An 11,227-nucleotide genomic window follows, 5' to 3' on the forward strand; every position below is an offset into this window, starting at 1 on the left:
TTCCGCGACACCGCCGTCCCCGTCGGAGTTGTCGATGTCCTCGTTGTAGAAGGGCAGTTCGCCCAGTCGGTCGAACAACTCGAGCGTGACTCCGGCCGGGGCAGATTCGATCGCCAACTCGGCGACCTGACGGTTGACCGAGGCACCACGCAGGCTGCCCACCAGAACCAATACCTTGCTGTCCGACATTTTGTCCTCCGTCGCTCGGGTGCCCCCCACAGTAACCGGACTGCGGTCCGAGTTAATTCCGCTGAGCTAGAGTTGCCAGGTGAGTGTGTCCGACCGGCTGACGATGCTCCCGGTGAGTGAATCCGGCCCGCCCGAGCGGGGTGACGCCGCGCGCAATCGGGCGCTGCTCCTCGATGCCGCACGACGGCTGGTCGACGAGCGTGGCGCCGAGGCGGTCACCACCGAGGACATCGCGGCGGCGGCCGGTGTGGGAAAGGGCACGCTGTTCCGCAGGTTCGGCAGCCGCGCCGGCCTGATGGTGGTCCTGCTCGACGAGGACGAGAAGACCCAGCAGCAGGCCTTCCTGTTCGGCCCGCCGCCACTGGGGCCCGGCGCACCGCCGCTGGACCGGCTGCTGAGTTACGGGCGGGAACGGCTCAAGTTCGTCATCGTTCACCACGCGCTGCTCTCCGACGTCAGCCGCGACCCGCAGATGCGGTACAACGCGCCGATGACACTGCACCACAGCCATGTTCGGCTGCTTCTCGAATCCGCTGGCACCACAGGCGATCTCGACGCCCAGGCTACGGCACTGCTTGCCCTGCTGGATGCGGATCACGTCCACCACGAACTCAACGACCGGGGCCGCACCGTTCACGAACTCGGCGACGCGTGGGAGACGTTGGCGCGCAAGCTCTGCGGGACATGAGCACCGCCCACCACCCGTGGATCCTGCACGTCGACCTGGACCAGTTCCTGGCCTCGGTGGAACTACGACGCCATCCCGAACTGGTCGGCGTTCCGGTGATCGTCGGCGGCAGTGGTGACCCGACCGAACCCCGCAAGGTCGTCACCTGCGCGTCGTATCAGGCCCGCGAGTTCGGCGTACACGCCGGAATGCCGCTGCGCGCCGCCGCGCGCCGGTGTCCCGACGCCACGTTCCTCGCCTCGGATCCCGCTGCCTACGACGCGGCGTCGGACGAGGTGATGGCCCTGTTGCGTGATCTGGGGCATCCCGTCGAGGTGTGGGGATGGGACGAGGCCTACCTCGGAGCCGATGTCGAGGACCCGGTGGCGCTCGCTCGACGGATCCAGGACGTCATCACCACCGAGACGGGCCTGTCGTCCTCCGTCGGGATCAGTGACAACAAGCAACGGGCCAAGGTCGCGACCGGGTTCGGCAAACCGGCGGGTGTGTACGCGCTCACCGACGACAACTGGATGTCGACGATGGGCGACCGTAGCGTCGACGCGTTGTGGGGCGTCGGGCCCAAGACCACGAAAAAGCTCGCCGCGATGGGCATCACGACGGTTGCCGACCTGGCGGCAACCGATCCTGCGGTGCTGACGACCGCGTTCGGCCCCAGCACCGGACTGTGGCTCCTGTTGTTGGCCAAAGGCGGCGGTGACACCACGGTCAGCGCGGCGCCGTGGGTGCCCCGGTCGCGCAGCCATGTGGTCACCTTCGCCCAGGACCTCACCGACCGGAGTGCGATGGACGCGGCGGTCGTCGAACTCGCGCAGCGGACACTGGCCGAGATCGTCGAGCAACAGCGGGTGGCCACCCGGGTGGCGGTGACGGTACGCACCAACACGTTCTTCACCCGCACCAAGATCCGCAAGCTCCCGTCGCCGACCACGGATGCCGAGATCATCGTCGCCACCGCGCTGGACGTCCTCGGGCACTTCGAACTGGACCGTCCGGTCCGGCTGTTCGGAGTGCGGCTGGAACTCGCGATGACCGACGAGTCGGCTGTCGGCACTGCCCGCTAACGTCGACGGCATGCTCGAGGCCGTTGCCATCCGCGGATACCGCTCGCTGCGGGAGCTCGTGGTGCCGTTGCGCCGTCTCACCGTCGTCACCGGGGCGAACGGCACCGGCAAATCGTCGCTGTACCGCGCACTTCGGCTGCTGGCAGACTGCGGCCGCGGCGAGGTCATCGCCTCGTTCGCCCGAGAGGGCGGGGTCGGCTCGGCACTGTGGGCCGGCCCGGAGAACCTCGGCGGCGCCCGCCGCACCGGCGTCGCACAGGGCGGCCTCCGCACCAGGTCCATCTCGATCGAATTGGGTTACGCTGCAGATGATTTCGGGTATCTGATCGATCTGGGGCTGCCGCAGGACGGGGGTACGGCGTTCGCACGCGACCCCGAGGTGAAACGCGAGTTGGTCTTCGCCGGTCCGGTCGCCCGTCCGAGCGCGACGCTGGTGCGCCGGGTACGCGGTTTCGTCGAGGTCGCGGGCGACTCCGGATTCGACGAGCTCAGCCGCAACCTGCCCGCACATCGCAGCGTGCTCGCCGACTGGGCCGGCGCGGTGCCCGAACTGGTCGTGGTGCGTGAGCGACTGCGAGACTGGCGGTTCTATGACGGCTTCCGCGCCGACAGCGCGGCGCCGTCCCGCCGGCCTCAGGTCGGGACCAGGACCCCGGTCCTGGCCGACGACGGCGCCGACCTGGCCGCGGCGGTGCAGACCATCCTCGAGACCGGCACAGATGACCTGCCCCGCGCGGTGGCTGCCGCCTTCGACGGCGCATCGGTCACGGTGTCCGCCACCGACGGGCTGTTCGACCTGCAGTTGCATCAGCGCGGCATGCTGCGTCCGCTGCGCAGCGCCGAGATATCCGACGGCACTTTGCGTTTCCTGCTGTGGGCCGCGGCTCTGCTGAGCCCCCAGCCACCGTCGCTGATGGTGCTCAACGAACCCGAGACCTCGCTGCACCCCGACCTCGTCCGGCCACTGGCAGACCTGATCGGCCAGGCTGCGAAACGCACCCAGGTGGTCGTGGTCACCCATTCGCAGACGCTGCGGCAGTGCCTCGGTGCCGCGCCCCTGGGCAGTGACGACGACGCCTGCGAGATCGAACTGTTCAAGGACTGGGGCGAGACCAAGGTGGCCGGCCAGGAGCTGCTGACCACCCCCGCCTGGGACTGGGGAAAGCGGTGAACCTCAGCGCCGCTTGGCACTCGGGCGCAGGGCCCGGGTGAACAGCACGTTCACCTGCTTCATCGAGATGCTGTAGGGCAGCCACATCGTGCGCTTGAACAGGTACAGCGCGCGGATGTCCTGCGAGGTGTAGATCAGATACCGGTTCTTCGCGACCCCCCGCAGGATCTTCTCGGCGGCGAACTCCGGTGACACTGCGTGGCCGGCGAACCGGTTCGTCCACTTGCGGACGTTGGGATCGTCGCGGTCCACACCGGCGATGTGAACGGTGTTCACCAACGGTGTTTTCACCGCACCCGGCACCACCACCGACACCCCGATGCGGTGCCGGGCGAGATCGAAGCGCAGCACCTCGGACAGGCCCCGCAGTCCGTACTTGCTCGCGCTGTACGCCGCGTGCCATGGCAGGGCCACGATCCCGGCGGCTGACGACACGTTGACCAGATGGCCGCCATTCCTGGCCTGGATCATCGGCGGCATGAACGCCTCGATTACGTGGATCGGCCCCATCAGGTTGATGTCGATCAGCGACTTCCAATCCTGGTGGGTGAGCTTGTCCACCGTGCCCCACGCCGAGATCCCGGCGATGTTCATCACCACGTCCATCGCCGGGTGGTCGGCGTGGATGTCGGCGGCGAACGCGGCGACCTCGTCGTGATCGGAGACATCGAGAACCCGGTGCGCGGCGACGACACCGCCCAACGCGCGGGCGTCGGCGACGGTCGCCTCGAGCCCGTCGGCGTCGCGATCGGTCAGATAGAGCTCGGCGCCGGCGGCAGCCAGCTTCAACGCGGTCGCGCGCCCGATCCCGCTGGCGGCGCCGGTGAGGAAACACCGCTTGCCCCGGAACCGTGCACCGAACCCGTAGTCCGACTCCATCCGTTGCGCCATGACGGTGACAGTACCGGGGCGTGGCCGGTGCTCAGTTGCGCCGGGGGGCGGCATCGGCGCCGCCCCACAGTGCGCTCAGCCACAGCCGCTCGACGATCTCGACGGCGGCTACCGGATCCTGGTCGCGGCCCACGAACGCACTGTCGTGCGCCAGCGTCATCGAGGTCACCGCGGTCAACGTCCGTACCAGCGCGGTGATGTCGTCTGACACCGGTCGTGCTCCCGAGTCCTGCTTGACCAGCCCGACGATCTTATCGACCACGGTGTCCTGGAAGTCGTCCATGATCTCGCGGATCTGCGCGTCGGTGCTGCGGGCCAGGTTGCACGCCCCCATGATCGGGTCGTGCGTGGAGAACACGATCGCGGCATAACCGACCATCCGCTTGGCGAACTCCGACGGGGACTCGTCGGGCTCGCGCGGCGCGAAGTCGTGGGTGAGCTGGTCGAGTTCGGCCATGGCTTCGGCCACGATGACGGCGAGCACTGCGTACTTGGAGTCGAAGTAGAAGTAGAAGCCGGAGCGGGCCACCCCGGCACGCTCGCTGATGGTGCTGACCGACAGGTCGGCGAACGCGCGTTCCTGGAGCAGTTCACGGACCGCGGCGACGATCGCGTCGCGTTGCCGGTCGCCGCGGCTGCGCCGGTCCTCCGGAGGCGGTGATGGTTCGGCGGTCATGGCAGTAAACCTTCGCATCGCGACTCGCTCCCCTCAAACTTGACATGCGTCAAGTTCGCCCACCAGGATAGGACCAAGGTGACATCCACCACAGCTTGTCCTTTCAGGAGCATTTGATGGCGACGATCAGCACCCCCAAATACCTTCGCGACCAGGCACGACGGCGGCTCACCCCCTCGATCACCAACTTCCCGGGCCTGGGAGCAGTGGAGCGCAGGCTGCTGCGCACCGAATTCCCGCAGAAACCGATGGCGATGCCCCCGGCGGGCAGCGATCTCAAGCCCATCATGGGCGACGGGGGGCTGCCGGTCATCGGCCACATGATCGAGATGTTCCGCGGCGGTCCCGACTACTCGCTGCACGTCTACCGCAAGCACGGGCCGCTGTTCTTCGTCGACTCCCCCGCACTGCCGTCGGTGGCTGCGCTCGGCCCCGACGCCGCCCAGGCCATCTACTCCAACCGGAACAAGGACTTCTCCCAGCAGGGCTGGGTGCCGGTGATCGGGCCGTTCTTCCACCGCGGTCTGATGCTGCTCGACTTCGAGGAACACATGTTCCACCGCAGGATCATGCAGGAGGCGTTCGTCCGGACCCGGCTCGTCGGCTACACCGAGCAGGTCGACAAGGTGGTCTCGAAGGTCATCGCCAACGACTGGGTGGCCGACGACGCACGGTTCCTGATGTATCCGGCGATGAAGGAACTCACCCTCGACATCGCGTCGATGGTGTTCATGGGCCACGAGCCCGGCTCCGACCACGAACTGGTCACCAAGGTGAACAAGGCATTCACCACGACCACCCGCGCCGGTAATGCGGTGATCCGGACGCCTGTGCCGCCGTTCACGTGGTGGCGGGGCATGCAGGCTCGCAAGCTCCTGGAGAACTACTTCGAAGCCCGGGTGGCGGAACGTCGGGGCAAAGAGGGGTCCGACCTGTTGACGGTGCTGTGCCAGACCGAGGACGAGGACGGCAACAAGTTCTCCGACGCCGACATCGTCAACCACATGATCTTCCTGATGATGGCCGCGCACGACACGTCGACCTCGACCGCCACGACCATGATCTACCACCTGGCCAGCAATCCCGAATGGCAGCAACGGTGCCGTGACGAATCCGACCGCCTCGGTGACGGTCCGGTGGACATCGAGTCTCTGGAGAAGCTGGAATCCCTCGACCTGGTGATGAACGAGTCGATCCGTCTGGTGACCCCGGTGCAGTGGGCCATGCGCCAGACGGTGCGCGACACCGAACTCCTGGGCTACTACCTGCCCAAGGGCACCAACGTCATCGCGTACCCGGGGATGAACCACCGGCTCGAAGAGCTCTACCCCGAACCCATGAAGTTCGACCCCGAGCGGTTCGCCGAACCGCGCAACGAGCACAAGAAGCATCGCTACGCGTTCAGTCCGTTCGGTGGCGGAGCGCACAAGTGCATCGGTATGACGTTCGGACAGCTCGAGGTGAAGACCATCCTGCACCGGCTGCTGCGCAAATACCGGCTCGAACTCCCCCGGCCCGGCTACACGACCGAATGGGACTACGGCGGCATGCCGGTGCCCAAGGACGGCATGCCCATCGTGCTGCGCCCACTGCGATGACCGGCGCGCGCAGGCGAGGCGCCCGGGTCGCGCGCACGGGCCTGCTGTCGCGTGCGGCGATGGTCGGCGTGCCCGCGGCGGCGGTCACGTTCGGCGCGTGGGCGCTGAGCGGGTCACGACGCAGCTAAGGACCTGGCTAACCCGCCGCGGCCAAGAGCCGGTTCGCGCAGGCGATGACCGCGCGCAGCGAGGATTCGATGGGATCGGGGGACCACCCCACGGCCCACTCGGTCCGGCCGCCGCTGCTGCCGCGAACCAACGTCGCAGTGCTCTCACCGGCCGGAACCTGGTGGAACGCCGTCATCTCGAGGGCCACGCCGCGCTCGTGGAGCATCTCGGTCAGCGCAGCGACGGGTCCGCACGCTGCGGCGCGCGAGGTGCCGATCCGATCGCCGAGGGCCAGCGTGGCCTCGTAGTTGCGGGCTTGCGGACCCAGACGTCCCGACGGCCGGACGGCATCCGTGCAGGACCACTGCCCCAGCCGCAGAGGGCCGGTGGTCGGTGCGTAGTAGTCGACGAACTCGTCGAAGGGTTTCATGTCGGCCTCCTCACGCAGAGCGCGCGGTATCGGACCGTCCACATGCGCCGCGAAGCACTGCGGCGTCACGAGGTATCCAGTGGCGAATCGAGCATTCATGTGCCTGCCTTCTGGCTTCGGAGAAATCGACCGACGGAGCAGCGACGACCCACAGCGAGGGGTCGGTCAGGATCAGACCCCGCTGCGGGTTGCTACTACGAGTCGTCTCGGCACGTCCGCGATGCTAGCCCTCGCCGCTTGCTCGACGCAACCGAATACGACTGCCTCCGGCCGTCACACGAACGGGTTGTCCCCCCTGGACACCGCGGTCCCCAGCTCGATCAGGTTCTGCGCCGAGGCGTGCAGCCGCTCGCCGGCCTCCGAGCTCGCCTGTCCGGCGAGGTAACGCGACCAGGTGCCTTCGATGACGATGGCGAGCTTGAAGCAGGCCATCGCGACGTACCAGTCCAGCCGGGTGGTGCGCCGGCCACCCGCAGCCAGGTAGGCCTCCAGCAGCTCGGCTCGCGTCGCCAACCCGCCGAGCGCGGCAAGCTCGGACCCGGCGTTGATCGGATCGGGGCCTTCGGGCCAACACACCAGCATCCACCCGAGATCCAGAAGCGGGTCGCCGACGGTGCACATCTCCCAGTCGATGAACGCGGCCAGCTCCGGCGTGTCCCGCCGCAACAGCACGTTGTTCAGATGGGCGTCGCCGTGCATGACGCCCGGCTCGGTGTCCGGCGGGCGTTGGGACTCCAGCCACTCGGCGAGCGCTCCGACCGACGGAAACGATTCCGGTGCGTAGCGCTCGTGGCGGTAGCTCTCCAGCAGCCGCATGAACTGTGGAACCTGGCGCGCCAGGAAGGGTCCCGGCCGCTTGATCGCCGCCAGCGCACTGTTCTCCCACGGCACCGTCCCGAGCTGCGCGAGACCGGCCGCGTAGGACAGCCCGACCCGGTGCCGCATGCCGGCGTCGCGGACGTAGGCGTCGTCGGCCTCGGTACCCGGGTTGAACCCGTCAACGGCCTCCATGAGGTAAAAAACCACGCCGAGCACGTCGAGGTCGTCACAGCCGGCGATCAACTCCGGATGCGGGACCGTTGTCCCGGCCAGCGTCTGCAGGACCGCGATCTCCCGGCGCATGGTGTTGTCGCTGGTCGGGCGGGGGTGTTCCGGCGGACGACGCAACACCATCGGCTGCCCGTCGACGTCGAGGCGGACCACGATGTTCTGTGAACCGCCGGTCAGGGGCTCGACGCCGCTGACCGTCGAGCCGATCCCGGTGCGACGCAACCACCGCTGCACCGCTTCCTGATCGGCTTCGCTGAGTGGGATGTCGACGGGCATGCCGGCCATGCTTCCAGGTCACGCTGCACACGCGCGGCCCAACTCTGTTGCGCTCACGCCGCTCCCGTCACTTGGGGGCGAAGCGCTGCCCGGCGTCCAATCGCAGACACTGGCCGTTGAGCATCGGGTTCTCGACGATCGCCACTGCGAGCTTCGCGTACTCCTCCGGACGGCCGAGGCGCTTCGGGAACGCCGCGTCCTTGGTCAGGACCGCGGCGTACTCGTCCGGGATGCCCTCGGTCAGGCCGGTGGCGAACAGGCTGGGCGCGATGGCCAACGCGCGGATGCCCAGGCTGCCCAGATCACGCGCCATGGTCAGGCACATGCCTGCGATCGCCGCCTTGGACGCGGTGTACGCCAACTGTCCGATCTGTCCTTCGAACGCCGCGATCGAGGCGGTGTTGACGATGACGCCGCGCTCTTCTGCCTCGTCGTCGACGGGGTCGTTCTTGCTCATGTGCCAGGCGGCCAGGCGGCTGATGTTGAACGTCCCGATCAGGTTGAGATCGATGCTCTTACGGAAGCTGTCCAGGCCGTGCGGGCCGTCCTTCTTCACCGTGCGCTCGGCGATCCCGCCACCGGCTGTGGTGACGGCGATGTGCAGTCCACCGAGACCCTCGACAGCGCTGCCCAGCACGGCTTCGGTGCCGTCGAAGTCGGTGATGTCGACCTCGTAGAAGGCGCCACCGATCCCGTCGGCCACTTCTCTGCCGTTCGACTGCGGACGGTCCAGCACCGCGACGCTCGCGCCGCGCTTGGCGAGAGCCTCTGCCGTGGCACGTCCGAATCCCGATGCGCCACCGACGACGACGGCCTTCTTCCCCTCGATCTCCATGTACTTCCTTTCATCAACGTTGCAAGTAGAGGTAGATCTGTAAAGCAACTTAGCGGACGACATCTTTCGGTAAGGGTTTCGGGTTCGCTGCGCCGGTAGTTTGGCGGCATGACCACGCTGGGCGCGAAGGCGATGTGCGGCGTCGCGGCGGCCGCGGTGTCGGTCGGCGTGGCCCAACTCGTCGCGGCCGCGTTCGGACCGCAAGCCGACGTTCGCACCGCTGTCGGGTCCTCGGTTATCGAGTTGACCCCCGGCCCCGTCAAGGAATGGGCGATCCAGACGTTCGGCACCGCCGACAAGCTCGTGCTCAGCGTGCTCGTGCTGGTGGTCATCGGGGTGATCGCGGCAATTGCGGGGATCGCCGAGGGGCCCCGCAGGCCGATCGGCAGTGCCGCGATCGTCGCCGCCGGTGTGCTCGGGTGCGCCGCGGTGCTCTCCCGCGCCGGTTCGACGTTCGTCGACGTGATACCCACCGTGGTGGGCGCCGTATGCGGGGTGGCAGTCCTGCGGCTGTTGACCTCGGGGTGGTTCACGGACACCCGGGATGCGCCCGCGGGCTCGGACGACTCCGAACCCCCCGACAGGGGCAGGCGACTGTCCCTGGTGACGTTGGGTTTCCTCGGCGTCGGCGCCGCGTCCGGTGTCGCGGGCGCCGTCATCAGCCGGCTGGCATCGTCGGTCTCGGGCGACCGTCAGGCGTTCGCCCTGCCCCGTGTCGACGTCGCCGCTCCCTCGGTGCCGCCATCGGTGCAGCCCGAAGGTGTCGCTCTGCCGTCGTTCATCACCGACAACGCCGACTTCTACCGCATCGACACCGCGCTGACCGTGCCCCAGCTCAGCCGGGCCGACTGGCAGCTGCGGATCCACGGGATGGTGGACCGCGAGGTCACTTACCGGTTCGAGGACCTGGAACGGTTCGAGGCTGTGGAGCAGGTGGTCACACTGACGTGTGTGTCCAACCCCGTTGGTGGCGAACTCATCTCGACTGCCGCCTGGACCGGCTACCGCGTTCGGGACCTCCTCGCCGAAGCAGGCGTGCAGCCCGACGCCGACATGGTGCTGTCGATGTCGACCGACGGCTGGACCGCGGGAACCCCGGTCGAGGCGCTCACCGCCGACGACGCGCTGCTGGCGGTCGGGATGAACGGCGAGCCGCTGCCTGTCGAACACGGATACCCGGCGCGGCTGGTCGTGCCCGGGCTGTACGGCTACGTCTCGGCCACCAAGTGGCTGGTCGACCTCGAGCTCACCCGCTTCGACCGCGCGGAGGCGTACTGGACGCGGCTCGGCTGGTCCGCGCGGGGACCGATCAAGACCGAGTCACGCATCGACGTGCCACGGGCCGGCGAGGACGTGGCGCTGGGCCCGGTGACGTTCGGCGGTGTGGCCTGGGCGCAGGACCGCGGGGTGCGCGACGTCGAAGTCCAGATCGACAGCCCGAGCGGCGAAGGACAGTGGCAGCGCGCCGAATTGGGCGCCAGCTACTCCGATGACACCTGGCGGTTGTGGAGCTTCGACTGGGAAGCTGAGGAGACCGGGTTCCACACGATCACCGTGCGCGCCACCGACAACACCGGCTACACGCAGACCTCCGCACGCGCCGATCCGGTGCCCGACGGTGCGACGGGATGGCACTCGATCACCTTCGCCGTCCGGTGAGCGCCACCCCTTCGCCCTCATCGCCGGAACGGTATTCCAGCAGGTCTCGACTCGAATTTTCGCTGCTGGAATACAGTTCCGGCGGGTTGTCGGTGTGGCGTGTCAGGCTGGTGGCGTGCTGCTGGTAGACGTCGCCCGTGCGTCCGCCGACGTCGGTGCGTCGTCGGCGCGGCTGGCCAAGATCGCCCGCCTCGCCGAGTTGCTGCGGCTGGCCGGAGCCGCCGAGGACGCCCACCTGGTCACCGTCGTGGTGTCGTGGTTGTCCGGGGAGCTGCCGCAACGGCAGATCGGCGTCGGCTGGGCAGCACCGCGATCGCTGCCGGAGCCGGCCGCCGAGCCGAGCCTGGGCGTCGGTGAGGTCGACGCCACGTTGACCGACATCGGTGCCGTGTCCGGAAAAGGGTCCCAAGCGCGCCGTGCCGAACTCCTCGCCGACCTCTTCGTCGCGGCCACCGACGTCGAGCAGCTCTTCCTACGGCGTCTGCTCACCGGGGAGCTGCGCCAAGGCGCGCTGATCGGGGTGATGGCCGACGCCGTGGGCCGGGCCTCCGGCGTACCGGCGGCGGCGATGCGCCGGGCCGCGATGCTCGGC

General features: G+C 68.3%; 11 protein-coding genes and 1 pseudogene. 6 read left to right on the forward strand and 6 right to left on the reverse strand.

Annotation, left to right across the window (positions count from 1 at the left end; all coding sequences use genetic code 11):
- Positions 1–189, reverse strand: a 189-nt coding sequence (locus tag WA944_RS20050) for an NADPH-dependent FMN reductase (protein ID WP_526370641.1), incomplete at its 3' end; no start/stop codon positions are given.
- A gap of 103 nt (positions 190–292) precedes the next feature.
- On the opposite strand from WA944_RS20050, the gene WA944_RS20055 reads away from it, so the two are divergent.
- From WA944_RS20055 to WA944_RS20065, 3 genes are read left to right on the forward strand one after another with little or no spacing between them, the layout of a single operon-like run.
- Entirely contained in the window at positions 293–877 is a 585-nt protein-coding gene (locus tag WA944_RS20055; RefSeq protein WP_526370645.1) for a TetR/AcrR family transcriptional regulator, read from the forward strand.
- Entirely contained in the window at positions 874–1,941 is a 1,068-nt protein-coding gene (locus WA944_RS20060) for a DNA polymerase IV (RefSeq protein ID WP_526370639.1), read from the forward strand. Before WA944_RS20055 ends, WA944_RS20060 begins: the two co-directional genes overlap by 4 nt.
- Before the next feature lie 10 nt (positions 1,942–1,951).
- Positions 1,952–3,112 (forward strand): AAA family ATPase, encoded by a 1,161-nt coding sequence (locus WA944_RS20065; protein WP_526647279.1) that lies wholly within the window; start codon positions 1,952–1,954, stop codon positions 3,110–3,112.
- Positions 3,113–3,115: 3 nt separating this feature from the next.
- Here the strand turns inward: WA944_RS20065 and WA944_RS20070 are convergent, their stop codons facing one another.
- Both WA944_RS20070 and WA944_RS20075 read right to left on the reverse strand, forming a co-directional pair.
- Entirely contained in the window at positions 3,116–3,991 is an 876-nt protein-coding gene (locus WA944_RS20070; RefSeq protein ID WP_526370643.1) for an SDR family oxidoreductase, read from the reverse strand.
- Between the two features lie 43 nt (positions 3,992–4,034).
- Positions 4,035–4,679: a TetR/AcrR family transcriptional regulator gene (locus tag WA944_RS20075; protein WP_526370635.1), complete on the reverse strand. Its 645-nt coding sequence runs from the start codon at positions 4,677–4,679 to the stop codon at positions 4,035–4,037.
- A gap of 116 nt (positions 4,680–4,795) precedes the next feature.
- Between WA944_RS20075 and WA944_RS20080 the strand changes: the two genes are divergently transcribed.
- A complete protein-coding gene (locus WA944_RS20080; protein WP_526370633.1) occupies positions 4,796–6,277 on the forward strand; it encodes a cytochrome P450 in 1,482 nt (493 codons plus the stop codon).
- Positions 6,278–6,413: 136 nt separating this feature from the next.
- On the opposite strand, the gene WA944_RS20085 is transcribed toward WA944_RS20080, so the two are convergent.
- The 3 genes from WA944_RS20085 to WA944_RS20095 all read right to left on the reverse strand — a co-directional run bounded on the left by WA944_RS20085 (position 6,414) and on the right by WA944_RS20095 (position 8,976).
- Positions 6,414–6,914, reverse strand: a complete 501-nt coding sequence (locus WA944_RS20085) for a homocitrate synthase (protein WP_526370631.1) — start codon at positions 6,912–6,914, stop codon at positions 6,414–6,416.
- A 174-nt stretch (positions 6,915–7,088) separates the two neighbouring features.
- Positions 7,089–8,141: a phosphotransferase family protein gene (locus WA944_RS20090; protein ID WP_526370629.1), complete on the reverse strand. Its 1,053-nt coding sequence runs from the start codon at positions 8,139–8,141 to the stop codon at positions 7,089–7,091.
- Between the two features lie 67 nt (positions 8,142–8,208).
- On the reverse strand, positions 8,209–8,976 hold the full coding sequence (locus tag WA944_RS20095) for an SDR family NAD(P)-dependent oxidoreductase (RefSeq protein WP_526370627.1): 768 nt from the start codon (positions 8,974–8,976) through the stop codon (positions 8,209–8,211).
- 108 nt (positions 8,977–9,084) lie between these two features.
- Here WA944_RS20095 and WA944_RS20100 point away from each other — a divergent pair, with 108 nt between their 5' ends.
- Both WA944_RS20100 and WA944_RS20105 read left to right on the forward strand, forming a co-directional pair.
- Positions 9,085–10,635, forward strand: a complete 1,551-nt coding sequence (locus tag WA944_RS20100) for a molybdopterin-dependent oxidoreductase (protein ID WP_526370625.1) — start codon at positions 9,085–9,087, stop codon at positions 10,633–10,635.
- Positions 10,636–10,750: 115 nt separating this feature from the next.
- Positions 10,751–11,227: pseudogene (locus tag WA944_RS20105) on the forward strand (ATP-dependent DNA ligase); the annotation flags it as partial.

It is taken from the genome of Mycobacterium sp. (assembly GCF_049683355.1).
Classification (GTDB): domain Bacteria; phylum Actinomycetota; class Actinomycetes; order Mycobacteriales; family Mycobacteriaceae; genus Mycobacterium.

Bases quoted from the DNA above. Each gene is read 5' to 3' on its own strand.
- WA944_RS20055 (WP_526370645.1), top strand. From the start codon at position 293: ATGCTCCCGGTGAGTGAATCCGGCCCGCCCGAGCGGGGTGACGCCGCG.
- WA944_RS20060 (WP_526370639.1), top strand. From the start codon at position 874: ATGAGCACCGCCCACCACCCGTGGATCCTGCACGTCGACCTGGACCAG.
- WA944_RS20065 (WP_526647279.1), top strand. From the start codon at position 1,952: ATGCTCGAGGCCGTTGCCATCCGCGGATACCGCTCGCTGCGGGAGCTC.
- WA944_RS20070 (WP_526370643.1), bottom strand. From the start codon at position 3,991: ATGGAGTCGGACTACGGGTTCGGTGCACGGTTCCGGGGCAAGCGGTGT.
- WA944_RS20075 (WP_526370635.1), bottom strand. From the start codon at position 4,679: ATGACCGCCGAACCATCACCGCCTCCGGAGGACCGGCGCAGCCGCGGC.
- WA944_RS20080 (WP_526370633.1), top strand. From the start codon at position 4,796: ATGGCGACGATCAGCACCCCCAAATACCTTCGCGACCAGGCACGACGG.
- WA944_RS20085 (WP_526370631.1), bottom strand. From the start codon at position 6,914: ATGAATGCTCGATTCGCCACTGGATACCTCGTGACGCCGCAGTGCTTC.
- WA944_RS20090 (WP_526370629.1), bottom strand. From the start codon at position 8,141: ATGCCCGTCGACATCCCACTCAGCGAAGCCGATCAGGAAGCGGTGCAG.
- WA944_RS20095 (WP_526370627.1), bottom strand. From the start codon at position 8,976: ATGGAGATCGAGGGGAAGAAGGCCGTCGTCGTCGGTGGCGCATCGGGA.
- WA944_RS20100 (WP_526370625.1), top strand. From the start codon at position 9,085: ATGACCACGCTGGGCGCGAAGGCGATGTGCGGCGTCGCGGCGGCCGCG.